Origin of the sequence: Nocardia coffeae (assembly GCF_019890715.1) — a bacterium.
GTDB classification, from domain to species: Bacteria; Actinomycetota; Actinomycetes; order Mycobacteriales; family Mycobacteriaceae; genus Nocardia; species Nocardia jiangxiensis.
Map to the genome: position 1 here is coordinate 457,697 of NZ_JAINZY010000002.1, position 26,971 is coordinate 484,667.

At 66.5% G+C, this 26,971-nt stretch carries 27 protein-coding genes and 1 riboswitch; of the genes, 24 read left to right on the top strand and 3 right to left on the bottom strand.

What is annotated here, in order from left to right:
• Positions 1 to 90 precede the first annotated feature (90 nt).
• The 15 genes from K7711_RS11270 to K7711_RS11340 all read left to right on the top strand — a co-directional run bounded on the left by K7711_RS11270 (position 91) and on the right by K7711_RS11340 (position 14,626).
• Positions 91 to 1,359 (top strand): cytochrome P450, encoded by a 1,269-nt coding sequence (locus tag K7711_RS11270; protein ID WP_222968027.1) that lies wholly within the window; start codon positions 91 to 93, stop codon positions 1,357 to 1,359.
• Between the two features lie 29 nt (positions 1,360 to 1,388).
• The gene (locus K7711_RS11275; protein WP_222968035.1) at positions 1,389 to 2,159 is read left to right on the top strand and encodes an SDR family NAD(P)-dependent oxidoreductase; all 771 of its coding nucleotides are present in this window, start codon (positions 1,389 to 1,391) and stop codon (positions 2,157 to 2,159) included.
• 40 nt (positions 2,160 to 2,199) lie between these two features.
• On the top strand, positions 2,200 to 2,400 hold the full coding sequence (locus K7711_RS11280) for a ferredoxin (protein WP_222968037.1): 201 nt from the start codon (positions 2,200 to 2,202) through the stop codon (positions 2,398 to 2,400).
• Between the two features lie 32 nt (positions 2,401 to 2,432).
• The gene (locus tag K7711_RS11285; protein ID WP_222968039.1) at positions 2,433 to 3,740 is read left to right on the top strand and encodes an MlaD family protein; all 1,308 of its coding nucleotides are present in this window, start codon (positions 2,433 to 2,435) and stop codon (positions 3,738 to 3,740) included.
• Entirely contained in the window at positions 3,737 to 4,774 is a 1,038-nt protein-coding gene (locus K7711_RS11290; protein ID WP_222968042.1) for an MCE family protein, read from the top strand. The genes K7711_RS11285 and K7711_RS11290 overlap by 4 nt, the downstream gene beginning before the upstream one ends.
• Before the next feature lie 5 nt (positions 4,775 to 4,779).
• Positions 4,780 to 5,847, top strand: coding sequence for an MCE family protein (locus tag K7711_RS11295; protein WP_222968044.1), 1,068 nt, complete (start codon positions 4,780 to 4,782; stop codon positions 5,845 to 5,847).
• Positions 5,844 to 6,956, top strand: coding sequence for an MCE family protein (locus tag K7711_RS11300; protein ID WP_222968046.1), 1,113 nt, complete (start codon positions 5,844 to 5,846; stop codon positions 6,954 to 6,956). Before K7711_RS11295 ends, K7711_RS11300 begins: the two co-directional genes overlap by 4 nt.
• Entirely contained in the window at positions 6,953 to 8,068 is a 1,116-nt protein-coding gene (locus K7711_RS11305) for an MlaD family protein (protein WP_222968056.1), read from the top strand. Before K7711_RS11300 ends, K7711_RS11305 begins: the two co-directional genes overlap by 4 nt.
• Positions 8,065 to 9,342, top strand: a complete 1,278-nt coding sequence (locus K7711_RS11310) for an MlaD family protein (RefSeq protein ID WP_222968065.1) — start codon at positions 8,065 to 8,067, stop codon at positions 9,340 to 9,342. Before K7711_RS11305 ends, K7711_RS11310 begins: the two co-directional genes overlap by 4 nt.
• Positions 9,343 to 9,374: 32 nt before the next feature.
• Positions 9,375 to 10,046, top strand: a complete 672-nt coding sequence (locus K7711_RS11315) for an Rv1363c family protein (RefSeq protein ID WP_222968068.1) — start codon at positions 9,375 to 9,377, stop codon at positions 10,044 to 10,046.
• Complete coding sequence (locus K7711_RS11320) at positions 10,046 to 10,876, top strand: MlaE family ABC transporter permease (RefSeq protein WP_222968070.1); 831 nt, start codon at positions 10,046 to 10,048, stop codon at positions 10,874 to 10,876. The genes K7711_RS11315 and K7711_RS11320 overlap by 1 nt, the downstream gene beginning before the upstream one ends.
• A 2-nt stretch (positions 10,877 to 10,878) precedes the next feature.
• On the top strand, positions 10,879 to 11,733 hold the full coding sequence (locus tag K7711_RS11325; RefSeq protein WP_222968073.1) for an ABC transporter permease: 855 nt from the start codon (positions 10,879 to 10,881) through the stop codon (positions 11,731 to 11,733).
• Between the two features lie 90 nt (positions 11,734 to 11,823).
• A complete protein-coding gene (locus K7711_RS11330; RefSeq protein WP_222968075.1) occupies positions 11,824 to 12,435 on the top strand; it encodes a class I SAM-dependent methyltransferase in 612 nt (203 codons plus the stop codon).
• A gap of 188 nt (positions 12,436 to 12,623) precedes the next feature.
• Entirely contained in the window at positions 12,624 to 13,616 is a 993-nt protein-coding gene (locus K7711_RS11335) for an NADPH:quinone oxidoreductase family protein (protein ID WP_222968077.1), read from the top strand.
• Between the two features lie 17 nt (positions 13,617 to 13,633).
• Complete coding sequence (locus tag K7711_RS11340; RefSeq protein ID WP_222968079.1) at positions 13,634 to 14,626, top strand: RNA polymerase subunit sigma-70; 993 nt, start codon at positions 13,634 to 13,636, stop codon at positions 14,624 to 14,626.
• 7 nt (positions 14,627 to 14,633) lie between these two features.
• On the opposite strand, the gene K7711_RS47510 is transcribed toward K7711_RS11340, so the two are convergent.
• Both K7711_RS47510 and K7711_RS48880 read right to left on the bottom strand, forming a co-directional pair.
• Positions 14,634 to 15,860: a PucR family transcriptional regulator gene (locus tag K7711_RS47510; RefSeq protein WP_222968081.1), complete on the bottom strand. Its 1,227-nt coding sequence runs from the start codon at positions 15,858 to 15,860 to the stop codon at positions 14,634 to 14,636.
• 361 nt (positions 15,861 to 16,221) lie between these two features.
• Positions 16,222 to 16,857 (bottom strand): TetR/AcrR family transcriptional regulator, encoded by a 636-nt coding sequence (locus K7711_RS48880; RefSeq protein WP_222968094.1) that lies wholly within the window; start codon positions 16,855 to 16,857, stop codon positions 16,222 to 16,224.
• A gap of 110 nt (positions 16,858 to 16,967) precedes the next feature.
• On the opposite strand from K7711_RS48880, the gene K7711_RS11355 reads away from it, so the two are divergent.
• The 9 genes from K7711_RS11355 to K7711_RS11395 all read left to right on the top strand — a co-directional run bounded on the left by K7711_RS11355 (position 16,968) and on the right by K7711_RS11395 (position 26,273).
• Entirely contained in the window at positions 16,968 to 17,369 is a 402-nt protein-coding gene (locus tag K7711_RS11355; RefSeq protein ID WP_222968096.1) for a Dabb family protein, read from the top strand.
• 612 nt (positions 17,370 to 17,981) lie between these two features.
• A complete protein-coding gene (locus tag K7711_RS11360; protein WP_222968098.1) occupies positions 17,982 to 18,572 on the top strand; it encodes a hypothetical protein in 591 nt (196 codons plus the stop codon).
• Positions 18,573 to 18,792: 220 nt separating this feature from the next.
• A complete protein-coding gene (locus K7711_RS11365; protein WP_443678087.1) occupies positions 18,793 to 19,239 on the top strand; it encodes a Zn-ribbon domain-containing OB-fold protein in 447 nt (148 codons plus the stop codon).
• Positions 19,232 to 20,434 (top strand): lipid-transfer protein, encoded by a 1,203-nt coding sequence (locus tag K7711_RS11370; RefSeq protein ID WP_222968106.1) that lies wholly within the window; start codon positions 19,232 to 19,234, stop codon positions 20,432 to 20,434. Before K7711_RS11365 ends, K7711_RS11370 begins: the two co-directional genes overlap by 8 nt.
• A gap of 94 nt (positions 20,435 to 20,528) precedes the next feature.
• A riboswitch (cobalamin riboswitch) is annotated at positions 20,529 to 20,637 on the top strand.
• A 106-nt stretch (positions 20,638 to 20,743) separates the two neighbouring features.
• The gene (locus tag K7711_RS11375; RefSeq protein WP_222968113.1) at positions 20,744 to 22,261 is read left to right on the top strand and encodes an ABC transporter substrate-binding protein; all 1,518 of its coding nucleotides are present in this window, start codon (positions 20,744 to 20,746) and stop codon (positions 22,259 to 22,261) included.
• Positions 22,261 to 23,025 carry a class I SAM-dependent methyltransferase gene (locus K7711_RS11380; protein WP_235747009.1) on the top strand — a complete coding sequence of 255 codons (765 nt, stop codon included), beginning with the start codon at positions 22,261 to 22,263 and terminating at the stop codon, positions 23,023 to 23,025. The genes K7711_RS11375 and K7711_RS11380 overlap by 1 nt, the downstream gene beginning before the upstream one ends.
• Positions 23,022 to 23,978 carry an ABC transporter permease gene (locus K7711_RS11385; RefSeq protein WP_222968143.1) on the top strand — a complete coding sequence of 319 codons (957 nt, stop codon included), beginning with the start codon at positions 23,022 to 23,024 and terminating at the stop codon, positions 23,976 to 23,978. Before K7711_RS11380 ends, K7711_RS11385 begins: the two co-directional genes overlap by 4 nt.
• Positions 23,975 to 24,799: an ABC transporter permease gene (locus K7711_RS11390; protein ID WP_222968145.1), complete on the top strand. Its 825-nt coding sequence runs from the start codon at positions 23,975 to 23,977 to the stop codon at positions 24,797 to 24,799. The genes K7711_RS11385 and K7711_RS11390 overlap by 4 nt, the downstream gene beginning before the upstream one ends.
• Complete coding sequence (locus K7711_RS11395) at positions 24,792 to 26,273, top strand: ABC transporter ATP-binding protein (RefSeq protein ID WP_222968147.1); 1,482 nt, start codon at positions 24,792 to 24,794, stop codon at positions 26,271 to 26,273. The genes K7711_RS11390 and K7711_RS11395 overlap by 8 nt, the downstream gene beginning before the upstream one ends.
• A gap of 97 nt (positions 26,274 to 26,370) precedes the next feature.
• Here the strand turns inward: K7711_RS11395 and K7711_RS11400 are convergent, their stop codons facing one another.
• Positions 26,371 to 26,871, bottom strand: a complete 501-nt coding sequence (locus tag K7711_RS11400) for a cupin domain-containing protein (RefSeq protein WP_222968149.1) — start codon at positions 26,869 to 26,871, stop codon at positions 26,371 to 26,373.
• Between the last annotated feature and the right edge of the window lie 100 nt (positions 26,872 to 26,971).

The following is a 26,971-nucleotide window of genomic DNA, read 5'->3' on the forward strand; positions in this document are numbered from 1 at the left end:
TGTGCTAAGCATGTGCTCAGCATTGCTGAGCACTTGATTAGCATTTGGGCGCGGAGAGCGCCGATGCTGCCTCTTCACCAGGAGTCCGTCGTGAGCATGTTCGATGAGATCGACTTCTTCACCGACAAATCGATTGTCGAGAACCCCTATCCCTACTTCGAGTCGCTGCGGTCCCGGTGTCCGGTGGCGCGCGAGCCGCACCACGGCGTACTGGCGGTGACCGGGTACGACGCCGCCGTGGAGGTCTACCGCAACCACGGGACCTTCTCCAGCTGTATCGCCCCGACCGGGCCGTTCCCGGGCCTGCCGTTCGATCCCGCCGACGGTGACATCGGCGCGTTGATCGAGAAACATCGCGAGGCGTTCCCGCTGCACGAGCACATGGTCACCTTCGATCAGCCGAAGCACACCATGCACCGCGACCTGCTCAAAGCCTTGTTCACACCGCGTCGGCTGCGGGAGAACGAGGAGTTCATGTGGGTGCAGGCCGATCGCATGCTCGACGAGTTCGTCGAGCAGGGCCGGACCGAATTCCTGCGCAACTACGCGCAGCCCTTCGCGATGCTGGTGATCGCCAATCTGCTGGGCGTCCCGGAGGAGGACTACACCGATTTCCGGCGCGTGCTGTCCAACACCACGCCGCCGGGTGCGATCGACGACGAGGTGATGGTCGGCAATCCGCTGGAATTCCTGGCCGAACGTTTCACCGGCTATCTCGCGGAGCGTCGGCGCGATCCGCGCGCAGATGTGTTGTCCGCCTTGGCTTCCGCGCGATTCCCGGACGGTTCGCTGCCGGAGATCGCCGACCTGGTCCACCTGGCCTCGTTCCTGTTCGCCGCCGGACAGGAGACCACCGCCAAGCTGATGACCGCCGGTCTGCGGGTGCTCGCGGAGAATCCGCGGATCCAGCAGGAGCTGCGCGAGGATACCGACCGCATCGGCAGTTTCGTGGAGGAGTGTCTGCGCCTGGAAGCACCGGTCAAAACCGATTTCCGGCTGGCCTGCCAGGCCACCACGCTGGGCGGTGTCGAGGTTCCGGCGGGCAGCATGGTGATGGTCCTGCCCGGCGCCGCGAACCGGGATCCGTCGCGATTCGACGATCCGGGTGAATTCGTCCTCGATCGTCCCAATGCGCGCGAGCACATCTCGTTCGCCCGGGGCATTCACACGTGTCCGGGAGGTCCGTTGGCGCGCATGGAATCTCGGGTCAGCTTCGAACGGATCCTGCACCGGATGCGCGACATCCGGATCTCGGAAACCGAACACGGCCCGGCGGATGCGCGCAATTTCCAGTACGAGCCGACCTACGTCCTGCGCGGCCTGAGCTCGTTGCACATCGAATTCACGCCGGCGGACTGAAGCCGCGAGATGACAAGCGAGGAATACCGATGGTCGAGACGAATGGCAGCGAAAGTCCGTCACGCGTGGCAATTGTTACCGGTGCTGCTTCGGGCATCGGTCTGGCGATTGCGCGAAGGCTTGCGCGGGAATCGCACCGGGTAGCGCTGTTCGACCTGAGCGCAGAGGCCGCACAGAAGGCGGCGGCCGAACTGGTCGCGGACGGTCTGCAGGCGGTCGCCTACCAGGTGGACGTCGCGGAGGCCGACGCCATCGAAGCGGCGGTTCGCCTGGTGCGCAAGGATTTCGGGCCGGTGCAGATCGTGGTCACCAGCGCCGGAGTGGAGGAGTACACGGCGTTCGAGGAGATCACCCGGGAGCAGTGGAATCGCATTCTGGCGGTGAATCTGAACGGGACCTTCTCCTGTATTCAGGCCGCGGTTCCGGACATGGTCGCGGCGGGTTGGGGGCGGGTCGTGACGATCTCCTCGTCCAGTGCGCAATCCGGGGCCAAGAATATGGCGCACTACGTCGCTTCCAAGGGCGGCGTGATCGGCCTGACCAAGGCGCTGGCGGCCGAGCTGTCGCCGAAAGGCATTACGGTCAACAGCATTCCGCCCTCGATCATCGATACGCCGATGGCGCAGCAGGCCACCGAGGCGGGATTCTTCCCCGGTGTGGAGGTCATCGCGCCGATGACACCGGTGCGTCGGGTGGGCACACCCGAGGATGTGGCGGCCGCGTGCGCCTACTTGTGTTCCGACAGTGCGGGTTTCGTCACCGGACAGCTCATCGGCGTCAACGGCGGTCTGTACATCTGAACGGTCGGCGCATTCCGCGGGCCGGTATTCGGAGGAAGTCATGGAGATACACATCGATCAGCACCGGTGCGAGGGTCACGCACTGTGCGCGAGTATCGCGCCGACCGTATTCGAGGTCGGTGCGGACGATCTGTCCACCGTCGTGGATTCGAATCCACCCGATGACGTCGAGCCGAAGGTTCGCATGGCGGTGGATGCCTGTCCGACACTGGCGATTTCGCTCGGAGGATCGGGATCATGAGAGTGCGTTCCGGGCGCGGGAGCGAGTGAGCGGTGTCCATCCTGTTCGAGCCCGACGGGCGGGGCCCCTCGGCGCTGCGCCTGCTGCTCAGCGGCGTCTGTTTTCTCCTCGTCGTCGCCGGGATCGCCACGGCGATGGTCGCGGTCTCGCGCGGAGCGTTCCGCCGGACGGTGCCGATCACCGCCGTGCTGGCCGACGTCGGCGACGGGCTGCCCGCCAAATCGGACGTGAAGTACCTGGGTGTTCGGGTCGGGCTGGTGACCGGGGTCGCGCCGGCCCCCGAACCGGGGATGAACTACGTGCGCATCCGGCTCGATCCGCAGTACTCCGGGCAGATCCCGGGCTCGGTGACCGCTCGCGTGGTGCCGAGCAATGTCTTCGCGGTGCCCTCGATCCAGTTGCTCTACAACGGATCCGCCCCGGCGGTGACCGGCAACGCGCTGATCCGGCAGGATCACAGCCAGGAGACCGTGCGGCTGCAGACCTCGCTGGATCAGCTGCGCCGGATCCTGGACGCGGTGGGTCGGGACCGGGCCGATACCGCCGTCGGAATGCTGGAGACCCTGGCCGAGGCCACCTCCGGGCGAGGCGCGTCGCTCGCGGATGCGGGTGCGCAGCTGCGCCGGATCGTCGTCGAGCTGAACAAGGTGGTCTCGGTCCAGGCCGCGCCGTCCACACTGGACGCGCTGTCGACGTCGTTGCGCGAGGTGCAGGCGAGCGCGCCGGAGCTGCTCGACACGCTGCACCACACCATCGGGCCGATGCTGACCGTCGCCCGGGAGCGTGAGCAGCTGACCGATCTGCTCACCGGCGGGGTGCACACCTTCGACACGATCGGAAATGCCTTGGGGCACAACACCGATAGGTTGATTTCGATCACCACCCACCTGTCGCCCGCGCTGGATGTGCTGGGCGACGGGGCGAGCCATTTTCCGCAGATCAGCAGTTCGGTCATCCGGATGAGCGGCAAGTTCAACCAGACCTTCGATCCGCGCGTCCAGCGGGTGACCGCGAAGGTGATCGTGCAGCTGACCCCGAACCGGCAGTACACGCGCGCTGACTGCCCGCGCTACGGCACTCTGACCGGGACCAGCTGTTCGACCGCGCCGGACACTGCTGCCGCGCCGGGGTCGATGCCGAATCTGCTGCGGCCTGGTGCATTTCGTCCCGCGGATCTGTCGCTGACCGATATCGGTCCGGTCGGCAGTGCGGCGGAGCAGCAGCAGATCGCCGACATCCTGGGCGGGACGCCCAACGTCGCCGCCGACATTCTGTTCGGACCGTTGGCGCGTGGGGCGACGGTCGCGGTGGCCGCGGATCCGAGCGGGGGCGCGCGGTGAGTTACCGACGATCTCTGCTGGTGCTGGTCGTATTCGTCGTGGTGTCGGTGCTGTTGTCCTGGACCGTCATCGTCACGCTCGAACGCGGGGTGAGCGGTGCCACGACGAAGTACTCGGCCATGTTCACCGATGTCTCGGGGTTGAGTACCGGCGACGACGTCCGGATGGCCGGTGTGCGGGTCGGCCGAGTGGATTCGATCGAACTGAACGGTGATCTGGCCCGGGTGGGATTCGAAATCCAGCGTGATCAAACACTTTTCGGTACCACGGTGGTCTCGGTGACGTATCAGAATCTCATCGGTCAGCGGTATCTCGGGCTGTCCCGGGGCACGCGCGGCTCGCCGGCGGCACTGCGCGCGGGAGCGGTGATCCCGGTGCGGAACACCGAGCCGTCCTTCGATATCTCCAAGCTGCTGAAGGGATTCGAGCCGCTGTTCGGGACCTTGGACCGCAGCGCGATCGACAACATCACCCAGGCACTGATCACCGCGTTGCAGGGCGACAACGGCGCGCTCACCGCGCTGGTCGCCGAGACCACCGAACTCGCGCAGTCCTTCGCCGGTCCGGATCAGGTCCTGGGACAGGTGATCACGAACCTCACCACGATCGTGAACGGCCTGGCCGCTCGCAGCGGCGATCTCGGCACCGTCATCGATCAGACCCGCGCGATATTCGAAGGGCTGCAACGGAACAAGGACGCGCTGCTCGGGTCCGTGGATCATCTCTCGGGGACGGTCGAGCGCGTGGCGCGGATCGCCGACGCCGATCAACCCGCACTCGATGCTTTCCTGAACCGGAATCCCGGCTTCGCGCAACATCTTCTGAACAACAAATACAAGTTCGGTGTCATGGGGTTCAACCTTCCCTTCATTCTCAAAGGGCTGGCCCGTATCACGCAGGAGGGTGGTTACGCGGATGCGGACATCTGTGATGTGACCTTCTCGCTGGCTCCGGGCATGTCACCGTTGATTCCGGGGATTCTCGCCGCACTGACTCCGGGTGGAGTCGTCCAGCACACGGCCAAGTGCAGGTGAGCCGGATGCCACGACTGTTCGACGAGTTGCGGAAGAGGTTGCCGCACTGCGCAATCCGTTGGCGCGGGAAGTCGCTCGAGGAGTACAACCGGGTATCGCTCGGCCTGCTCGCGCTCGGCGGGTTGATCGTCGTGATCGTGATCGCGCTGACGGTCAATTCGATGAACTTCGGGGACAAGGATGTGGAAGTCGATTTCGCGCAGGCGGCGCAGTTGGGGGCGGGGGATCGGGTGACCATCGCCGGTGTGCCGGTCGGGCATGTCACGACGATCCGATTGACCGATGGTCATGTGGCGGTGAGGCTGAGCGTTCATCACTCGGTGCATCTCGGGCCGGACTCCACGGCCGCGATCAAACTCACGACCCTGCTGGGCAACCGATATGTCGAACTCGACCCGGCAGGCTCTGGTAACTCTGATCGAATTCCGCTGCAGCACAGTAGTGTTCCTTATGATCTGGAATCCGCGCTCGCTGACGCAACCACGACATTCGGTCAGGTGGACGCCGACCGGGTGGCCAAGGCGCTGACGGATCTGTCCGGCCGGTTGAACGGCCTGCCCCAACTGATTCCGTCGGTGATGCAGAATGTCCGAACGCTGTCCACCGTCATCGCCGAACGACGCGGGCAGATCGGTGCACTGCTTGCCTCCACGAGCAAGTTGACCGGCGTGATCAACAGTCAGCGAACGGATCTGGGGGCTCTGTTCGATCAGGGCGGCGATCTGCTGCGCGAACTGCTGGCCCGCAAACAGGCGATCGAATCCATGGTCGCCGCCACGACGACACTCGTGGATCGGCTCGCCCCGCTCGCGATCCAGGATCAGCCCGAAATCGTTGCGCTGCTGGGGGATTTGCGGGAGATCACCGCCATGCTGAGCCGGCACGACGATCTGCTGCGCAATATCCTGCAGGTCCTGCCGGTGCCGTGGCAGTCCTGGGCGAATCTGACCGGCACCGGACCGGAACTGGATGCGACCGCCTCCTCCGGCGCATTCCTCGACTCGTTCATGTGCGCGCTCGTGGGGCGCGCACCGCAGGTGCACATCTCCCCGTACTCGCAGGAGTGCCGATGAGCGCGGGCATGCCCCGGTGGGTGAAAATCGCCGTCATCGTCGCGGTCGCCGCGATCGTCGGTGTGGCGAGCGTGCCGTTGACCCAGTTGGGCAGTGGAACCATCACGGTGACCGCACAATTCGCCGATGCCGCGGGTCTGTACACCGGAAATCCGGTGGAGGTGCTCGGCATCCGGATCGGGAAGATCGAGAGCATTACGCAGCGAGGTGATTTCGTCGAGGTCAGGATGAGCCTGGATCGGGCGATCCGGATTCCGGCGGACGCGAAAGCGGTGACCGTGTCGGATTCGGTGCTGACCGATCGGCACATCGAATTCACGCCCGCCTATCGCACCGGCCCGGTGCTGGGCGATGGAACGGTGCTGTCCCTCGATCGGACACGTACGCCGGTCGAATTCGACAGCCTACTGTCCACGGCGGACCGATTGTCGCGCTCGCTCGGCGGAGACGGCAAAGGTAATGGGCCCCTGGCGAATATGGTCGATCTCGGCGCATCGGTGACCACACACAACGGCGGGGATATCAAGGCCGCGCTGGACGAGCTGTCCCGGGCGTTGCGCATGGGCGACGACGGCGGTGCGGCGACCAGGAACGCCATCACCGAGATCGTGAACGATCTGAATGCCCTGACCGCCACCGCCGCCGACAACGACGGGAAGGTCCGCGCGTTCGCCGCCGCCGTGCACCAGATGAGTGAGATGCTCGCGGATCTGAACCTGGGATCGGGGGACACGGGCGCGAAACTCGATCAGATCATCACGCGGACAGCGGATCTCATGCAGCGTGAACGCGGCACGGTGTCCGGGACCGCGGCCGGTGCGAATGTGCTGGTGCGGAGTCTGGCGGACTATCAGCGCAGTATCGGGCAATTCCTGGATCTGTTCCCACTCGTCACCGACAACGCGTACAACGCGATCGATCAGCAGGCCGGCGCCGGACGTGTGCACGTGAATGTCGACAAGATCGCTCTGGACGGCCAGATGGTGAAACAGGTGTGCAATCTGCTCCAGTTGAAACAGTTGGGGTGCGCCACCGGGAAGGCCTCGGATATGGGCCCGGATTTCGGGGTGACCGCGATGCTGGCCGGAATTGCGGGGGTGCGGAAATGACGGCGAAGGATGTGCGGACACTACGTCGCGGCGTGACAGCGGCCGCCCTGGCCGGTGCGCTCACGACGACCGCATGTTCGGCCGGACTGGATTCGCTGCCACTACCGGCGCCCTCGGTCGGCGCGCACACGTACACGATCACCGCCGAATTCGCCAATGCGCTGAACCTCCCGACCAAGGCGAAGGTGAAGTTGCAGGGCGCGGATATCGGCGAGGTGGAGCAGATGCACGCGCACGATTTCACCGCCGTGGTCTCCCTGCGAATCCGCTCGGGCGTACAACTTCCCGTCGGCACCACCGCTGAATTGCGTTCGGCCACACCGATGGGTGATGTATTCGTGGCATTGACCACGCCCGCCGCCACGGGATCGGCACTGCTGCACGACGGTTCGGTCATCCCGGAACCCGCCACCTCGGACGCGGCGACCATCGAGGCCGTGCTGAGCCGGGCCGCCCTGCTGGTGAACGGCGGCGCGGTTCGCGATCTGGCGAAGGTCGTCAACGGGCTCGGGGCGGATCTCGATGGGCGCGGAAATCGCCTGGCGGACTTGATCTCCCAGACCTCGACGCTGGTTCGGACATTGTCACAGCGATCCGATCAGATCCAGGCGGCGATCCGCGACACCGGAACGCTGACCGATACGATCGCCGCACAGCAGTCCACGGTGAATGCGGCCGTGGCCGCCGCGGGGCCCGCGGTGCGGGCCGTGAGCGGCAACACGCAGAACATCGTCGATCTCGCGGCCCGATTGAGTCGCATCGCGGGGGAACTCCAGAAATTCCCCTCGGTGAACGGAACCGGAAAACGCAGTCTCATCACGGATATGAACAATCTGTCGGCCGGTTTGAACGCCGCGGCCGAGCAGCCGGGACTGGATCTTAACGTCCTGAACGCATCGATCGGGATCGTCGGCGGCAAGGTGGCCTCGTCCACCGGCGCGGGTGCGGATGCCGACGTCACCAAGATCGCGGTCGGTGCGGCGCCCGATCCCAACTTCCCCGGAAATCCGGACGCCCGGATTCCGGACGGGACCGACTGGGCGAACTTCGTCGGATCGTTGGCATATACGTTGCAGCGCTTGCACGATCGGGTGATCGGACCCGGACGATGAACGCTACGCGGGCGATGCGGGGGCAGCGGGCGAGGGACACGCTCGGTGCGGTCGCGGCGTACCTTTCCGGCCATCGGCTGACCGTCTCGTGGATCGCGCTGGTGCTGACGACGGTGCTGGGGGCGAGTTATCTGGTTTTCGGGTCGCTGCAGGCAGATCCGTTCCGGTCGACGTATCTGGTTCGTGTCCGGTTCGCCGAATCGGGTGGGCTGCAACCGAATCGGGATGTGACCGTGCGTGGGGTGCGGGTCGGGGTGGTGAAATCGGTGGATATCGCCGACGGTGTCGTCGTGGCGGTGGTCGCGATCGATGGTTCGGCGAAGATACCCGCCGACAGCACGGCCCGGGTGGCCGCGCTCTCGCCCGCCGGTGAGCAGTATCTGGACTTCGTGCCGCGGACCTCGACCGGACCGTATCTGGCCGATGGCGCGACCGTCGGCGTGGACCGGACCTCCGCGCCGGTGACGCTGGCGCAACTGCTCGGCGATATGAACGGCGCTGTCGTGCAACTGGATCCGGCGAAACTCGCCTCGATCGTGCAGGAACTGGGCGGCAGCCCGCAGGCCCCGGAGAAGCTGGCCGCGATCATCGGGGGCGGCACCTTGCTGATCACGACGCTGGGTTCGGTTCTGCCGCAGACGGTCAGCCTGTTGCGCAACAGCGAAATCGTGCTGTCCACGGTTCGTGATCTGTCTCCGGGCCTGGCTGCGACGGCCGCCGATCTGGATCGGACCGCCGCGGGCGTGGACAGGATGACCGGCGGCTACCGGACTCTGGTCACCGAAAGCCCTCGGGCTCTGCATGCGATGGATCAGATCATCGCCGACAATTCGCCGACGATGGTGCAGTTGCTCGGCAATCTCGGCACCGTCGCGCAGATGTCGTATCTGCACGTACCGGCGATGCGGGAGTTCTTCTTCCCGAAGCAACGTCCCGGTTCGGCGGTGGACGCGCTGGCCGGAGCGTTTCACGACAACGCGGTGTGGGCGCTGGTGAATCTGTACCCGCGCAAGCAGTGCGATTACAACCTGCCCCGCAAGCCCATCACCGTGCCGAATTATCCGGAGCCGTACCTGTACACCTATTGCACGGACCCGGATCCGAGTCTGGTGGTGCGCGGCGCGCGCAATGCGCCGCAGCCGCCCGGGGACGATACGGCTCATCCGCCGCCCGGGGTGAATCCGCTCGCGACCACCGACCCGACACCGCAGGGCAGATGGTCGATTCCCACGCCGTACGGCGGCGTGCCCGAGCCGTACATACCGCCCAGATGATCAGCTCGGCAACGTATTTCAGGAGTAGACCGATGTCGACAGCACAGTTGGAGTCGGAGGTCCCGGGGACCGATCCCGATTCGACAGTCACCGAGAAATCCGAGAACGACGAACCGGAGAGCGTTCGATCCGACGACGCCCGATCAGAGGACGACAACGACCTCGAGAACGGCGAAGCCGGATCGGACGAGACCGTATCCGACCTCGGAAAGTGCAGCGCGAGATGGTGGTTCGTGCGTTCGGGCGCCGCACTGATCATCGTCATCGCGATCGTATCCTCGGTGTTCGCCGGGATTTTCGGCTGGAAACTACGCCAGCGCGACGAGGTCGATACGGCGGCCCAGCAAGCACTGTCCACCGCGCAGAACTATGCCGTGGCGCTCACCAGTATCGATTCCCAGCACATCGATGACGACTACGCCCACGTCCTGGACGGCGCCACAGGCGATTTCAAGAGCATGTACGCGCAGTCGAGCAGCCAGCTGAAGAAGATGCTGATCGACAACAAGGCCCGCAGTGTCGGCAAAGTCGTGGACGCGAGCGTGCAGAGCGCGTCCGGAGATCAGGTCGTGGTCATGTTGTTCGTCGATCAGGAGATCACCAACGCGGTGAGTCCCGATCCGCGGATGGATCGGAGCCGGATCATCATGACGATGCGCTCGGTCGCAGGTCGGTGGCTGGCCGCGAAGGTGGAGATGGCCTGATGACGATCACGGCAACGGGTGTCAGAGGTTGGGGACGCGGCTATCTGCGCCGTCATCCGATCGCCTCGCTCGATACGGTCGGCTCCCAATTCGTTCTGGGTGTTCGCGCGGTGCAGTACCTGATCTCGGATATCGCGACGGGACGGTTCGTATTCCGGGAGTTCGTGCAGCAGGCCGCGTTCATGGTGAAAACCTCGTATGTGCCGACCATCGCGGTCGCACTGCCGATCAGCGCGACGCTGTCCATCCAGTTCGGGCTGATCGCCGGACAGGTCGGCGCGAGTTCGCTCGCGGGTGCGGCGAGCGGGCTGGCCGTCATCCGGCAGGCCGCACCGGTGGTCACGGCGATGCTGCTGGCCGCGGCGGTGGGGTCGGCGATCTGCGCGGATCTCGGGTCGCGCACGATTCGCGAGGAGATCGACGCCATGACCGTGATGGGCGTGGAGGTGATCCATCGGCTCGTGGTGCCGCGGGTGGCGGCCGGTGTGGTGGTCGCGGTGGGGCTGACCGGATTGAGCGCCTTCGTCGGATTTATCGCCGGATATCTGTTCGACGTCTACGTGCAGGGCGGGACGCCAGGCAGTTTCGTGGCCACCTTCTCCTCCTTCGCCACGATCGGGGACATGTATCTGGCGGTGGTGAAATCGGTTGTCTTCGGGCTCATCGTGACGGTGGTCGCGTGTCAGAAGGGGCTCAGTACCAAGGGCGGTCCGAGTGGTGTGGCGGATTCGGTCAACGCCGCCGTCGTGGCCTCGATCGTGTTGCTCATGGTGGTGAATGTCGGCTTCACCGAGATCTATACCCTGCTGTTTCCGCGAGAGGCGTTGTAGCGATGGCGGCACCGTATTATCCGATCGGGCTCGGTGGTCTCGTGCGGATCAGCGCCGCACCGTTGCGGCTGGTCATGCGTTTCGGGCACATGGGGCGCTTCTTCGTTCGCGCGATCTTGTCGATACCTGTGGTGCTGCGGCACTATCGCAATGAATTCCTGCGCCTGGTCTCGGTCGTGGCCTGGGGGAACGGGTCGCTCATCGTGGGCGGCGGGACCGCCGGAATCATCATCGTGCTCGGCGCCAGCGCCGGCGCGCTGGTCGGCATCGAGGGATACAGCGCGTTGAAACTGCTGGGTCTGGGCCCGGCGACCGGGCTGATCTCCGCGACGGCCTCGACCCGGGAACTGGCCCCGATCATGGCCTCGATCGCTTTCGCCTCACAGGCCGGATGCCGCTTCACCGCGCAACTCGGCGCGATGCGCATCTCCGAGGAGATCGACGCGATGGAAACGCTGGCCATCCGATCCATCCCGTATCTGGTCACCACCCGGCTGATGGCGGCGGTGGCGGCCATCGTCCCGCTGTATCTGGTGTGTCTGGCGATGAATTTCCTCGCCGTCCAGATCGCCATCGGCGTCGCGGGCAGCCGGACGCCGGGCACCTACGAGCACTATTTCCGGATGGTGCTCAGCGGCTCCGACATCGTCTACTCGCTGGCGAAAGCCGTTGTGTTCGTGGTGATCACGACGACCATCCAGTGTTATTACGGGTATTACTCCAGCGGTGGCCCGGAAGGTGTCGGGGTGGCTGCCGGTCGGGCGATGCGAGCGAGTATCACGGTGATGATCTGCGTGAATCTTCTTCTGACGCTGGCGCTCTGGGGATTCGATTCGGGTGCGCGGCTCAGCGGCTAGGGAGCGGTGAAAGTTACTTCAGGGCTATCGCGCAGAATCGTCTGTGACCGCACAATTCGGAACGGGCCGAGAGTGTGGAAGGAGCAGCCGATGAGTTCGCGCGTATTGAGTCAGTGGGAGGAGATCACCGCCGCCGATCCGACGCATTCGGTGCGGTACGCGGAGCGGTTCCGGAATCTGGCGGCCGAGGGGCAGGACATCTTCGGTGAGGCACGCATGGTCGATGCGATGCTGGAGCGCGGTTCGCGGGTGCTCGATGCCGGCTGCGGCGCCGGACGGCTGGGCGGATATCTGCATCGGGCCGGGCACGAGGTGGTGGGCGTCGACGTCGACCCCGTACTGATCGAAGCCGCGGAGCTCGACTTCCCGGGGCCGCGCTGGCTGGTCGGCGATCTGGCCCAGCTCGACCTGGCTGAACAGGGGATCGCCACGAAGTTCGACGTGGTGCTGTGCGCGGGCAACGTGATGGGCTTTGTCGCCGTGTCCACACGACGTGACGTGCTGGCCGGATTCGCCCGCCACACCGCCACGGACGGTCGAGTGGTCGTCGGACTCGGCAGCGGCCGCGGATACGACTTCGACGAATTCCTCGCCGACGCCGAATCGGTGGGCCTGCACGCCGACGTACTCCTGTCCACCTGGGATCTGCGCCCGTTCACCCCGCGATCCGATTTCCTGGTGGCGGTGTTCTCCCGGCGTTGAAAGGTGCGAACGCCTGACCCTCACTCCTCGGCGAGGACCGTCGATGTTCGATTGCCGACGGCTCTCGGACCGGATTCGTCGTCGCGGGCCGATTCCTTTTCACGGTGGCGGTGGTCTACCTGGTGAGAGGGAAACGGCCTGTGCCGGATCGCCCTCTCACACGTGTCGAACGAAAGGGCCGATCGCCGATGAGTATTCCCACGACCATGCGCGCGCTGCAGCAGACCTCCCTGGACGGACCGCGGGATATGCGGCTGATCACCGATGCGCGGGTGCCGAGTCCCGGGCGGGGTGAGGTGTTGATCCGGGTTGCTGCGGCGGGGGGCAACTTCCGAGACGTGATGCAGGCCCACGGGACGTCGCCCGACGGGCCGGAGCCGCCGTATGTGGCAGGTTTCGAGGCCGCGGGTGAGATCGTCGCGGTCGGGCAGGAAGTGAGCGGTCTGCGATCGGGTGACCATGTCGTCGGTGTCGGTGCGGGCGCATTCGCCGAGTACATGGTTCTGCCCGCGGTCGCGGCGATGCCGGTGCCGTCCGGTTGGACGGATCCACAGGCGCTGGGGCTGGTCGTGAACTGGCCGACCGCGCTGGCCGCGCTCGTGCCGCTCGGTGGGATCACCGCGGGACAGACCGTGCTGATCCACGCGGCGGCGGGCGGCACCGGACAGGCCGCGGTGCGGATGGCCAAGCATTACGGTGCGACGGTCATCGCGACCGCCTCGCCGGACAAGCACGAGACGGTTCTGGCGCTGGGCGCCGACCACGTATTGGACTCTCGCGGTGGTGATCTCGCTGCCGAAGTGCGAGCGCTGAACGGTGGTCGCGGCGTCGATCTGGTGCTCGAATCGGCGGGCGGGGCCATGTTCGCCGAAAGTCTCGCGGCGGCCGAGCTGGTCACCGGACGCGTCGTCGTCTACGGGCTGGCGGGCGGCGAAGTCCCGATCACCAACCGGGAGTTGGTATATCGGCATCAGGTGCATGTCATCGGGCTCAATATCGGTGTGCTGATGCAGGCCGCACCGGCGATCTTCGGGGAGGTGATGGGTGAGCTGTCCGCGCTGATCGCGGCCGGTGTGCTGATTCCTGCCGAGCCCACGGTGTACGACCTGGCCGATGGGCCGAAGGCACTGGCGGAGCTGGAATCCAGGGCGACGGTCGGCAAACTCGCCCTCGTGCCCTGAGTACTAGGCTTTCGCCGGTGACATCGCATCCGCAGGCGGATCGAGACCGGTTCACCGCCGAGACCCGGCATTTTCGGCGTGAGCTGTTGGCGCACTGCTACCGGATGGCGGGTTCGGCGCAGGACGCCGAGGATCTGGTGCAGGAGACGTACCTTCGCGCGTGGCGCGCCTATGCGGGCTTCGAGCGACGTTCCTCGGTGCGCTCCTGGCTCTACAGGATCGCCACCAACGTCTGCCTGACGGCCTTGGAGCCACGCTCGATCCGTGTCCTGCCCTCCGGCCTGTCCGGTCCGTGTGAGGCGGTCGATGGACCGCCGAATATCCTTGGCCCGGACGAGGTTTCGTGGTTGGAGCCGATTCCGGAGGCTTGGCTGACCCCCACCGCCGACGATCCGGCCGCGGTGGTGATCGCGCGCGAGTCGCTCCGGTTGGCGCTCATCGCGGGCCTGCAGCACCTGCCCGCTCGGCAACGCGCGATTCTCATCCTGCGTGAGGTACTGGCGTTCTCCGCCGCAGAAACCGCCGAAATCCTCGACACCACCACCGCAGCGGTGAAAAGCGGCCTCCAACGCGCCCGCAGCCGCCTGAACGACCTGGACCCGAACCGCGAAACTGTGCTCGAACCAACCGATCCACGAGCCCGCACCCTGCTCGACGGTTACATCGCCGCCTTCGAACACTCCGACGCCCGCATGCTCGAACAGGTCCTGCGCGCCGACGCCACCCTCGAGGCGACCCCGTTCGCAGACTGGCAATCCGGTCGCCGCGGCTGCATCCACATGCTCGCCACCTACGTCCTGGGCGCCCCTGGCGACTGGCGCATGCTCCCCACCACCGCCAACGGCCACCCCGCCGCGGTCGTGTACCACTGCGGCACCGACGGTTCCCTCCACCCCGACGGCGTCGTCGTCCTGATCGCCACTCCCACAGGCGTTTCCCGCGTGATCAAATTCCACGACCCGGCGCTGGTCACGACATTCGGCTTCCCGGAGGCGATTCGGGGCGGGTGATTCGGTCTCAGATCCGCTGGTCGGGCTCGAGGCGGACGGTGGACAGGTCCGGGAAGACCTGGATGGCTTCGAGGGCGGCGGCGAATTCGGCGTGTTTGATCGGGTCGTCCAGGGCGATGCCGAGGCGTTCCTCCACGCGGCGCATGCGGTAGCGGACGGTGTTCTCGTGGCAGTAGAGGATGCGTCCGGCCTCGGCGGCCGAACCGTGGGCGCCGATCCAGGCTTGTGCGGTGGACAGCAGGGTGCTGCGATCCTCGTCGGGCAATGCGAGGATCTCGCCGAGGACGCGTCGCACGAAGCGGCGGGTCGTATCCGGATGGCTGAGTACCAGTTCGCCCAGTGGGGTGTCGGGGAGTTGTTTCATCCCGGTGGATCCGGCGGGCATCGCTTCCAGCGCGATGCTGGCGAATCTCGCGCCCCGGGAGGTCCGGTCCAGGCAGGTGTACTCCGGACTCACGCCGACTCGGGAGGTGGCGGTGGTGGAGATCAGTTCGAGCAGGCCCTCGGTGGTGTGGCGGCGGTTGCGGTGCACGATGCCGATCTCGCGATCCGGTTGCGAGCGCCACGCGGATCGGATGTCGCGCAGCGACAGGTGGTCCTCCAGATGCGGCAGGGCGCGGCCATCGGCCGGCGGGGTTTCGGCCACCACCACCAGGAACGCGCCCTCGAAGGGCATATCCAGCAGTTGCGCGATCTCCCACGGGGTCTGGTGGTCGCCGAGGGTGCCATCGATGAGCCCGGCGACCAGTGCCGAACGGCGTCGGTCCAGCGCCACTGCCTGTTTGGTCTTCTCCCTGCGGTAGCTCTCGGTCACGGCGGTGGAGAATTCGTCGCTGAGCACCCAGAGTTCGGAGACCATATCGGTCAGCGCGGTGACGGCGCGCTCGTCGCGTTCCCGGGCGGCGGTGAGCATCCAGTTCCAGAAGCAGACGAATCCGAGCCGGAAGGCCCGCAGCACCTCCGGCAGCGCGATATCCTGCGCCGCGCGCTCCTGACCGGTGCGTCGAGCAGCGCTGATATCGGCCTCCTGGCCGAACTCGAGGAAATTCAGGATACCTTCGAGGTTGCTGCGCGCGGATCGTTGCAGCAGGGCGGTGGGAACGGCCGCTTCGTCCCGGTACATCTCGATGTTGTCCCGGATCATCACGACGAGTTCGGTGGCGACTTCGTCGAGTCGCCGTCGTTCTGATTCCAGCAGTTCCCGAAGGTCCGGATGCGGTTCACGGCGACGCACCCACGCGATGTTACCGGGCCGATCACCGGAGTCGCGGATCATGCAATCGGCGCTGAGCAATCGGCGAGCGTTCTCGCGCGCGGGACCGTCGGCGCGGGCTTGTCGGCACCGACAAAATCCGGCGGATCGAGTTTGTCGGCGTCGATATGGGGTCCGGCCTCGCGGTCCGCGAGAATTGAACTCGCACGCGGAGGTCGGTAGAGCATTGAGCCGCCCGGCCGGTCTCCGCAGGCAATGGATTATGTGTGGTTCGTGCCGTCGAAACGTGTTCGCGTTCCACGGTACTGGCGGAATCGGTGATGGCCGGGCCTTTATCCGAGGGGCCCGGCCATCACGGTATCGGGGGCAGGATCGGCTCGGGTCAGCTCGGCGGATTCTCGTAGGCACGCAGGAAGGTGTCGACCGCGGCGTCGGCGAGTGTGCGCAGCTCGGCGAGCGCGAGTGTGCGGGTGCCCGCCCGCGAGCGGATCTGCAGTGGCCCGGTGAGCAGGGCGAGGAACTGCTCGGCCGCCGTCGCCGGATCGGCCGATCGCAGGCGACCGGCGAGCATCAGGTGCGCCATTCGATCACCGATCGCCTCGGTGACCCTCCCGGACGTTCGATCCTGCACGATCTCGAGCAGATCCGGAAAGACCGGCATCTGCGCGGTGGTCAGCGAGCGCAGGGACCGGGACCGATCTCCCGCACAGATCTTCAGTAACCGAAGTGCCGAATCATTCAGTGCCGCACGCAGATCCGCAGCCGGATCGCGCAACGGCGCGATAGCCTCGACGCATTGCGCGCCGACCGCGTCGGCGACGGTTTCGATGGCGTGCCGGAACAGGGTTTCCTTGTCGGTGAGATGGTTGTAGACCGTCGGTTTGGCGACTCCCGCCTCGTCGGCGATCTCCTGCACGCACGCCTGGCTGTAGCCGCGGCGCGCAAAGACCGCGAAGGCCCCGTCGAGGATGGCCTGCCGCTTATCGATCCGGCCGTGTCCGCCCGCAGCTTTCGTCACCTCCACAGATTATCGGTTCGGTGCAAACCCTTGAACTCACTGGTGCAACCCAGCTATTTTCTTGTTCGGTTCACAAAAGTGAACCAGCAAGTTCAATCCGGGAGATCGTCATGATCGTTCACATGCTGCGCTTCGGATTTCGCGACGAGACCAGCGAGGAGCAGAGGGCCCAGGTTCTGGCCCTGATGCGGCGCACCTCGACCGTCGAATCCGTATCGTTCTCGGCCGTCGGCCAACACCTCGGCGATCCCACCGAGGGCTACACGCACGGCTACTGCGTCGGCATCGCCGACATCGCCGCCCTCGAGCGATACATGTACGACCCGATCCACCTCGCCGGCGATCCGGACATCATCCCGCACCTGTCCCGCCTGGCCATCGGCCCCGACGTCTCCGACGACCTCGACCCCGACCTGGCCGCAAAGATCATGGCCGTACACGACCGCAAACTCGCCGACTACCCGGAATGGGCCGAACTGATGAAAACCATCCCGGACTTCCGAATCGCCTGATCCCGGGGAGGCTCGAGTGGTGGGCCCCCGCGATGAACGGCACGGTTGGTGAGTGAAGCGAACCGGCTGCTCGGTCGCGCCCCCCATTCGGCGTCGGTATGCGGCTCCGCTGGTATTGAGGCATGAATACCCTAGAGGCACAGTGGGTTTGACCAATACGCTGGGTGAGTGAAACTGGGAATCGGTCTGGGTGCCTTCGGGTTCCGCGCCGGTGTGTCGACCCGTGGCGTCGGATTCGGAGCGGGGCCGTTGTCGGTGGGGCACGCATGGCATTCCGGTCGAGGCGGTCGCGGCTCCGGTGGTGGTGGGAGCGGATGTCTGACAATCGTTGCCGCGCTGGTGGTTCTCGCGGTGATCTGGGCATTCGTGCTGTGGCCCTATCGGCTGGGAGCTGCTGTCGCGGTCGGTTTCGGTGCAGGGAGCCCCTCTGTCGCAAGGACTTTCGTCGGCTGCCTGTTCGAATGGCCCTGGCTGGCCCTCCTGATTTTTCTGGTCGTCCATCGGGCGCGAAACAGACGCCGAGCGACGACGCTGTCATCCGTTCCGCCTGTCATGTGGCAGTCGATGCCGCCCGGTGGTCACCCGGCACCCGGGCCCGGTGGTCATCCGCAGGTGGGGCAACCGGTTGCGGCGGCTCGTGGGGCTACCCGCTCTCCGGTCGTCGATTCGTTGTTGATCGCGGTCGCCGTCGCGGCGGTGCTGGTGGTCTTCGGCGGGGTTCTCGCGCTGCAGTCGAACCACGACGTCGCCGCGAATGCCTGGGACGTCCCGACGTCGGTGGCGAACGATGGCACCGCGCCGACGGTGACGACGCCGCCGGATCCGGATCTGGAATCGGCTTCCGCTGCTCCGGCCCCTGCTCCTACGGGCGGCGTCGATGATCTTGTGGCGGGTACCGACAGGCAGGGGTTTCTCGCCTATCCGGGAGCGCGCTGTGACTTCACGAATCCGGCGGTGGCCATCGGGCGCACGGTCTCGTCGCTCGTGGTGATCTGTGAAACCGGGGTCGGTCGCCTGTATTACAAGGGGATGCGTCTCGGAGACGGGTCGTCGGTCGAGATCGATGACCCGGTGCGGACTGTTAGCGGATTTCTCGTGACGAATGCCGGGGTGCAGTACATGTTGTCTCGCGCCGAACTCGTGATCACCTCAGGGGGAACGCAATTGGCGGACGAGGCAATGCTGAGCTACTGGTCGGACTAGGAATTTCGGGACGATCGGTGGCAAGTGAGCCCGGATCCGGGGCACGGATCCCCGCAGTCGAGAGCGGGTTCGGCAGTGCGGACACTGTGGTCGTCGGGTCCCGGCTTGCCTGGTGGTCATCGGCGTGGGCGTCTCTCGAACGGGACGTCGTACTTCCGGATGTGGATCACTGATCGGGAGGGTCTCGCCAAAGTAGAACGTGTTCCTATAACGTCGGGGTGTGCAGAAAGAACAACGCCCTGCGGTGGCAGATTGGTTCACTGCGGACGACGGTGTGGTGCGTCTCGTGGGAAGTCGGTGCGGGGTGTGTGGCACGCCGTACTTCCCGCGGAACACGCTGGCCTGCCGGAATCCGCAGTGTGCAAGTCCGAAGGACGGCTCCGAGCTGGCCGAATACCTGTTCTCCACGCGCGGCCGGATCTGGTCGTACGCCGATGCGCGGTACAAGCCGCCCGCGCCGTACGTCTCGCCCGATCCGTTCGAGCCCTACGTCGTCGCGGCGGTGGAACTCGAGGTCGAGCAGATGGTGATCCTCGGACAGGTGGTGCGCGGACTGACCGTGGACGACCTGGCCGTCGGCATGCCGGTCGAATTGACCCTCGGCGTGCTGTACGAGGACGAGGAAGCGGAGCGCACGGTGTGGATGTGGAGGCCGGTCGATGCCTGATACGAACAATCGCGACATCGCCGTCCTGGGTGCGGGTATGCACCAGTGGGGCAAATGGGGCCGCAACTTCGTCGAATACGGGCTGGTCGCGGCGCGTGCGGCGCTGGCGGACGCCGGAGTGGACCACCGCGACGTCGGGTATATCGCGGGCGCGGACACCATCCGCAACGGCTACCCGGGTTTCGTGTCCGGCGCGACCTTCGCTCAGGCACTGGGCTGGTCGGGTGCGCGGATCTCGAGCAGCTACGCCGCCTGCGCCTCCGGTGCACAGGCCATCGCCAACGCCCGCGCCCAGATCCTGGCCGGTCTGACCGACGTCGCGCTGGTGGTCGGTGCGGATGCCGCCCCGAAGGGCTTCTTCCAGCCGGTCGGCGGGGAACGCCGCGACGATCCGGACTGGTTGCGCTTCCACCTGCTCGGGGCCACCAACCCGATCTATTTCGCGCTGTACGCCCGTCGCCGGATGGCGCTGCACGGCGCAACCCTCGACGATTTCGCCGCGGTCAAGGTGAAGAACGCGCGCCACGGCCTGAACAACCCGTACGCCCGCTACCGCAAGGAGGTCTCGGCCGAGGAGGTCGCGGCCTCGGCGGTCGTGTCGGATCCGCTTCGGCTGCTGGACATCTGTGCGACCAGCGACGGCGGCGCGGCCCTGGTGCTGACCTCGATGGAGTACGCGCGTCGCCACGGCATCGCCGATCCGGTCCGTATCCGCGGCTTGTCGACGGTGACGCCGACATTCCCGAAAACCGTTCTCGACCTGCCGGATTTCGCGACCGACTCCGCCGTGGCGTTCGACGCGCCGCCGCGCGCATTCCGCTCGGCGATCGCGGACGCAGCGTACGAGGAGGCCGGTCTCGGACCCGACGAGCTGTCCTTCGCGGAGGTCTACGACCTGTCCACCGCACTGGAACTCGACTGGTACGAGGACATCGGGCTGTGTGAGGTCGGCGGCGCCGAGGAGTTGTTGCGCAGTGGGGCAACGACTTTGGGTGGTCGCGTGCCGGTGAACGCCAGTGGCGGACTGGCCAGCTTCGGTGAGGCGATTCCCGCGCAGGCGATCGCGCAGATCTGCGAGCTCACCTGGCAGTTGCGTGGTCAGGCCGACGGGCGTCAGGTGGAGAACGCACGGGCGGGTATCGCGGTGAACCAGGGGCTGTTCGGCCACGGTTCGGCGATCATCGCCACGCGCTGATCCACAGCGGACACCGAAAACCCGGGCCCTGCCCGGGTTTTCGGCTATCTGCTGTGAGAACGGCACCGTCGCGGCCGGGTACGGGGGAGGTATGCGTAATATGTCGCATATCCGTAGGGAAGTCCGGTGCGAATCCGGCGCTGTCCCGCAACTGTGAGGCTCTGCGAGCCGAGCCAGATACCTGCGGACGGCAGTACCGGGACGGTCACGATCACGCGGATATGGTCGATGCGCCGAGAGAATCACCGCAGGTGGTTCGTCTTGTGCATGTTTCCTCGCGTGAAGTGCCAGACGCGATGGGAGTCGGACATGCGGTCGAGGTTGAGTCGGCGAGATCTCCTGCTGGGCAGTGCGATTGCCGCGGGGGCGTTGGCTGCGGGCTGCGGGACCAGGTCCGGCGCCGCGAGCACCGACACGTTCACCGCCGCCTTCCAGGGTTCCGGTGCGGCCGAGAGCATCGATCCGGGTGTGGCCTCGCTGTTCATCGACGAAGCGCGGATGAAGACGGTCTACGACGGGCTGTTCGAGATCGACCACACGATGGCCCCGATACCGCGTCTGGCCGCGTCGAGCGAGCCGAATGCCGACGGCACCCGATGGCGGATCGCCCTGCGCGACACGCAGTGGCACGACGGGAAGAAGTTCACCTCCCGTGACGTGCTGTACACCGTGGCGCGAGTACTCGGTCCGCCGCAGAGATCGCCGTTCATCGCCGCGGCCACCCTCGCGCAGGTGGATCTGTCGCAGTGCCGGGCCGTGGACGACCGGACCGTCGAAATCGCCTTGCGCACACCATTGTTCGAATTTCCGCTGGCGTTGTCGGCGTACGGCACCAAGATCGTCCAGGACGGGGCGACCGACTTCTCGAAACCGGTGGGCACGGGCCCGTTCGTCTTCGAATCCTTCGAGGCGGGTAGGCAGTTCACCGCTCGGGTCAACGAGAAATACTGGGACGGTGTGCCCGCCATCCGCCATCTGCGGCTGGTCAGCGCGGATGCGGACGCGCGTCTGTCGGCGGTGCAGAGCGGTCAGATCGACTACGCCGACAACCTGACCCCGTCCGCGGCGCGGGTATTGCGGGGCCGGGCGGGAATCTCGGTCCGGTCGACGCCGAACAGCGGCATCTATTTCTTCGCCATGAAGACCGATCGCCCGCCCTTCGACAACCCGGACGTGCGCCGCGCCGTGATGCGCATGGTCGATCGCGACGAACTGGTGAAGGTCGCGCTCGAAGGGGACGGTGAGGTCGCCAACGACGTCTTCGGCAAGGGATATCAGTACTACGCCGAACTGCCCCAGCACACCTACGACCCCGACGAGGCGGGCCGTCTGCTGAGCCGGGCCGGTGTGCGTGATCTGTCCTTCGATCTGTTCACCGCGCCGGTGGATTTCGGATTCGTCGAAGCGGCAAGACTTTTCGCCGATCAGGCCGCGAAATGCGGTGTGCAGGTGAACGTGGTCATCGGGTCCAAGGACAGTTACTACGCCGACGCGTTGAAGACCGGTCAGCTCACGATGGGCCAGTCGGGCCCGCTGGCGATCCCGAACCATTTCGCCTCGCGGCTGCTGACCACGGCCCCGCAGAATCGCACGAGATGGTCCGATCCCGAATTCGACGCGCTGTACGCCAAGGCACAGGCGACGCCGACCGCGGAGGCGCGTGCGGCGATCTACCGCACGATGCACGAAATCCTTTACGACCGGGGCGGATTCGTCTTCTTCGGCAGCACCCGCTGGAACACTGCTGCCCGCGAGGGTTTCCGCAATACTCCTGCCGCGGTGCCCAATTCGCACGAGTGGGCCCGCTTCGACGAGGTGGCGGCGTGATGGCCGGGGAGTTGGACGCGGCGCGGGCGCAGTACTGGGTCGATCGCTGGGATCGCCAGCAGGAGTTCTACATGCCCGATCGCGAGCAGCGCTTCGAGGTGATCGGTGACATCCTCGCCGAACTGCTCGGCCGCGCCGATCCGTTGATCGTGGATCTCGGCGTGGGACCGGGCACGCTGTCCGCGCGACTGCTGAACCGGCTCCCGCACGCGCGCATCGTCGGCGTCGACGCGGACCCGCTGTTGCTGGGACTGGCCGATGCCACGCTCGGTGGCGACCGCTTCCGGACGGTGAAAGCCGATCTGCGCGAACCGAATTGGTTCGACACCCTGAAACTGGACCGGGCTCCGGACGCGTTCGTGAGCACCACCGCCCTGCACTGGATGAACCGGGAGCCGCTGCGCGCGCTGATCGAAACCTGCGCCGCGGCGCTCCCGACGGGCGGGCTGTTCCTCGACGGTGATCATCTCTACGAGGGTGTGCACGCGCCTCGCCTCGACGCACTGGCCAAGGCGCTGACCGCGCATCGTGCGCGCCGCACGGCGACGGCCGCGAACGAGGACTGGGCCGCGTGGTGGGATGCGGTGGACCGGGCGCCCGAACTCGCCGAGCTGGTTCGATTGCGGGCCGGCGGATTCGAGCACAAGGTGCACGATCGGCCGAGCGTGCGCGACTATCTCGCCTTCGCGACGGCCGCCGGATTCGCCGAGGCGGGAACCGTGTGGCAATACGGCGACGACCGCATCGTGGTCGCGATCCGGTGACAGCTCGCTTCGTACTGCGGCGCGCCGCGATCGGGGCGGGGCAGGTGGTCGTACTGCTGGTACTGGTGTTCGTGCTGTCGCTGCTGCTGCCCGGTGATGCCGCGGACGTGCGGAGCAACGACATCCTCGGCGCGGATCAGCGCGCCGCGGCCCGGCATCTGCTGGGACTGGATGTCGCACCGGCGCAACGCTTCGCGCACTGGCTCGGACATGCGGCGACCGGTGATTTCGGAGTGTCCTACGCGAGTGGACAGGAGGTCGGGAGTCTGATCGCGGAGCCGTTCCTGATGACCGGTCTGGTGGCCGTGCTGGCGCTGGCGCTGCTGGTGCCCGTCGCGGTGACGGCCGGTTTCGCCGCAGGGCTGCGACCGGGCTCGGTGCGCGATCGGGTGATCACCTCGGTCAGCATCGCGCTGGATTCCATACCGGATTTCGTGCTGGCCGTGTTGCTGGTGACCTATGTGGCGGTGGATCTGCGGCTGCTGCCCGCGACCTTTCTGGGGACCGATCCGCAGACGGTGCTGACGCGGCCGGAATATCTGGTGCTGCCGTTGATCGTGATGGTCGCCCGGGTGGCCGCACCGCTGGTGCGGCTGGTGCGATCCGGTGTCGTGGACGTCATGGACCAGCCGTATGTGCAGCAGGCGCGGCGGCTCGGGGTCGGGCGCGGATCGCTGCTGGTCCGGCACGTCGCACCGAATGCGCTCGGACCGGCGTTGCAGGAGTTGGGCCGCACCGGTGACGGACTGCTCTCGGGCGTGTTGATCGTGGAGGCCGTGTTCGTCATGCCCGGGGTCGCCTCGCAGTTGATCGGGGCGATCGGTAATCGGGACGATCCGGTGATTCTGGCGATCGTGCTCATTACGGGTGTGCTCGCGATCGTGGTCAACCTGGGGATCGACCTGCTGGGTGGCCGGATGGTTCCGCGGTCGCGCGAAGGCGTCGGGGCATGACCGCGCGACGGTGGTGCGCGCTGACGCTGGTGGCCGTTCCGCTGGTGATCGCCCTGGCCGGGCCCGCGTTCGCCGGATCCGCGCCGCGTGAGCGGCAGGCGCCGTTCGGTCCGTCGTCGTGGTCGCCGCTGGGCACCGACCGGCTCGGCCGCGATGTGCTCGCCACGGCCCTGGTCGGCGGGCACACTTTCCTCCTCGTCGCCGCGTTGACCGTAATCGGTTCCTACACCGTGGGGTTCGTTCTTGGTGTGGCTGCCGCGGCGGCTCCGCGCGCCTGGCTCGACGAGTTGCTGATGCGGCCGATGGACGTGCTGCTGTGCCTGCCCTCGCTGCTGATCATCATGGTGGCCGCGCTGCGCACCCGCGGGTCGGCCGTGGCGATCGCCGTGGCGATCGGTATCGCGCTGGTCGCGCCGATCGCGCGTTTCGTGCGCATGGCCGCGCGGCCGGTCGTGCACGGTCCGGTGATGGACGCGCTGCGGATGCAGGGCGAGAGCCGTCGCCACCGCTACGCGAATTATGCTGCGCGCGAGATGATCCGGCCGATCGCCGCCGACCTCGGGGTGCGGTTCACCGCCGCGGTCTACTTTCTGGCCTCGGCGAACTTCCTGGGGCTCGGGTTCGACACCACCTCGACCGACTGGGCGGTCTCGGTCGCGGCGAACAAGGACGCGCTGACCATCGCGCCGTGGTCGATCGCGCTGCCCGCCGGGCTGATCGTGCTGTTGATGGTCGGCGTCAATCTGCTGTGTGATGATCTGCTCGCCGATCCGCGCACGGTCGCGGTGCGCGATTCGCGGCGGGTGAGCCGAGGTGGATGAGGTTGGCGAGGTGCTTGTTTCGCTTCGTGGCGTGCGGGTGTGCGCCGGTGATGCCGTGCTGGTCGAGGATATCGATCTCGAGGTGCGCGCGGGGGAGATCCTCACCCTGTTCGGGCCGTCGGGAGCTGGGAAGACGACCATCGCGTGCATTCTGGCCGGTATCGAGCGGCCCGGGATCGAGGTTTCCGGGGAGATCCGGTACGGCGACGCCGAGCCGCGGATCGGATTTCTGCCACAGTATGCCGCCTCGACCCTGAACCCGGCCCGCCGCATCGGTTCCGCGCTGGGGGAACTGGTGCAGTTGCGTCATGGTCGGCCGAGGCGATGGCGGGACCGGCGGAAGGTGCGCAGAGAGCTTGTCGCACAAGCGCTCTCGGCTGCGGGCTTCCACGCCGATCCGGCGGAACGCATCATGCGTCGATTCCCGCACGAATTCTCCGGCGGGGAACGTGCCCGGCTCGCACTGGCCCAGGTCCTCGTCTGCGAGCCCGATGTCGTGGTGGTCGACGAGCCGACCGTGGGACTGGACCCGATCGCACGGGCCGCACTCCTGAGCGGACTGGCGGCCCTGCGACGGTCCGGGAAGGCGGTGGTGCTGGTCACCCACGACCGGGTCGCCGCGCAGCAGATCGGTGACCGGACGGTGTTCGTGCGGGACGGGCGCCTGGCCGCCGACGAGCCCGCCGCACCGGCCGCGCCGTCACAGTCCGCGCGACCACCGGGCGGTGAGAAGATTCTCCGGATGCGCAATGTGTCTGTGGCGCTGCGGAATTCGGCCATCCTCCACGAAGTTGATCTGGAGCTGCGGCGCGGGGAGCTGGTGGGTGTCATAGGCGCCTCGGGTGCGGGCAAGACGACGATCGCGCGCTGTATTGCCGGTCTGGTGCGCCCGAGCGCGGGGGAGATCCGGCTGGATGACGAGCCGATCCCGGTGCTGCGCAGGCGTTCTCGCGCGCAGATCGCCGCTGTGCAATACGTGTGGCAGGAGTCCGCGGCCTCGTTCGATCCCCGGCGCACTGTTCTGGACCAGGTCGCGGCCACCGCCGTGCGCTTGCGCGGACTCGACCGGACCGGTGCGCGCGGCGAGGCTGTCGAAGCCCTGATCGACCTGGAGATCACTGCGGACCAAGCCGCGCGCTACCCGTCAGGACTGTCCGGTGGTCAACTCCAACGCGCCGCCCTCGCCCGCGCTCTGCTGTCCCGTCCTCGGGTACTGATCTGCGACGAGATCACCACGGCGCTGGATCAGCCACTGGCACAACGCATTCTGGACCACCTGGAGCAGCTCCGCCGCGACACCGGCACCACCGTACTGCTCATCAGCCACGACCTGGTCGGCCAACTGAACCGCGCCGATCGTCTGGCGATCGTCGACCACGGCCGGATCGCCGCGATCGGGACGCCGGAGGAATTGCTCGCCGATCCGCTGTCCCCGGTGCTCGGCCACTTACTCGCCGCACAAGCTCCGGCATAGGTAGCCGCTGATATGGGCCTCGTCGCGGGGTCGCGCTGGAAATGGCGGTGATGGGTTCGAGAGCCCAGCCGCACCAACGTCCTGCGAGAATTCCGGCCTACGCCGCGTTACCGGGCAGATCGGCGGGTGTCATTCCCGGCGGGCCCAGGATGACATCCCCTTGTTCGGCGGTGATCCTGTCGAACAACGCGAGGTCCCACTCGGTGTCCGGGGTCGCGTCGGCCTGCGGTGTGCCGGCCCGTCGGATGAGGTCGACGAAATATGCGGGGGAACTCATGGTCAGAACCCGTGCGCCCGCGGCACCGGCTTCGAGCGCGTGCGGGGTGTTCATCGTGATGGTGTAGAAGTCGCCCGGTCCCAGCGTGTAGGTGTCGGCACCGGCCCACACGGTCACAGCGCCCTCGACGACCCAGATCCGTTCCTCGTAGCGAGTGTGCTTGTGCAGCGGGGTATTCGAGCCCGGCGGCAGGGTGACATCGGCCAGATCGTGGCGGCCGTCGGTCTCCTCGGGCGCGGTGAGCACGGTCAGGCGCAGATGCGTGCCGAGAACGAACCGGCGGTCCTGTGCGGGGGCGGGGGGAGCGGGAAAGGTGGTCATCGAGTGTTCCGTTCAGTGAGTATCGTTGCCGGGTCGTCGTGCTGGTTTCCGCTACTCGAAGTCTGAATCGAGTGAGGTGGCGGCGGCATCGGTCGCATGA

Excerpts from the sequence above, each read along its gene's own strand:
- K7711_RS11390 (WP_222968145.1), top strand. The coding sequence starts at position 23,975 with ATGACCGCGCGACGGTGGTGCGCGCTGACGCTGGTGGCCGTTCCGCTG.
- K7711_RS11335 (WP_222968077.1), top strand. The coding sequence starts at position 12,624 with ATGAGTATTCCCACGACCATGCGCGCGCTGCAGCAGACCTCCCTGGAC.
- K7711_RS11375 (WP_222968113.1), top strand. The coding sequence starts at position 20,744 with ATGCGGTCGAGGTTGAGTCGGCGAGATCTCCTGCTGGGCAGTGCGATT.
- K7711_RS11325 (WP_222968073.1), top strand. The coding sequence starts at position 10,879 with ATGGCGGCACCGTATTATCCGATCGGGCTCGGTGGTCTCGTGCGGATC.
- K7711_RS11315 (WP_222968068.1), top strand. The coding sequence starts at position 9,375 with ATGTCGACAGCACAGTTGGAGTCGGAGGTCCCGGGGACCGATCCCGAT.
- K7711_RS11355 (WP_222968096.1), top strand. The coding sequence starts at position 16,968 with ATGATCGTTCACATGCTGCGCTTCGGATTTCGCGACGAGACCAGCGAG.
- K7711_RS11370 (WP_222968106.1), top strand. The coding sequence starts at position 19,232 with ATGCCTGATACGAACAATCGCGACATCGCCGTCCTGGGTGCGGGTATG.
- K7711_RS11300 (WP_222968046.1), top strand. The coding sequence starts at position 5,844 with ATGAGCGCGGGCATGCCCCGGTGGGTGAAAATCGCCGTCATCGTCGCG.
- K7711_RS11305 (WP_222968056.1), top strand. The coding sequence starts at position 6,953 with ATGACGGCGAAGGATGTGCGGACACTACGTCGCGGCGTGACAGCGGCC.
- K7711_RS11400 (WP_222968149.1), bottom strand. The coding sequence starts at position 26,871 with ATGACCACCTTTCCCGCTCCCCCCGCCCCCGCACAGGACCGCCGGTTC.
- K7711_RS11280 (WP_222968037.1), top strand. The coding sequence starts at position 2,200 with ATGGAGATACACATCGATCAGCACCGGTGCGAGGGTCACGCACTGTGC.
- K7711_RS11295 (WP_222968044.1), top strand. The coding sequence starts at position 4,780 with ATGCCACGACTGTTCGACGAGTTGCGGAAGAGGTTGCCGCACTGCGCA.
- K7711_RS11275 (WP_222968035.1), top strand. The coding sequence starts at position 1,389 with ATGGTCGAGACGAATGGCAGCGAAAGTCCGTCACGCGTGGCAATTGTT.
- K7711_RS11380 (WP_235747009.1), top strand. The coding sequence starts at position 22,261 with ATGGCCGGGGAGTTGGACGCGGCGCGGGCGCAGTACTGGGTCGATCGC.
- K7711_RS11310 (WP_222968065.1), top strand. The coding sequence starts at position 8,065 with ATGAACGCTACGCGGGCGATGCGGGGGCAGCGGGCGAGGGACACGCTC.
- K7711_RS11320 (WP_222968070.1), top strand. The coding sequence starts at position 10,046 with ATGACGATCACGGCAACGGGTGTCAGAGGTTGGGGACGCGGCTATCTG.
- K7711_RS11330 (WP_222968075.1), top strand. The coding sequence starts at position 11,824 with ATGAGTTCGCGCGTATTGAGTCAGTGGGAGGAGATCACCGCCGCCGAT.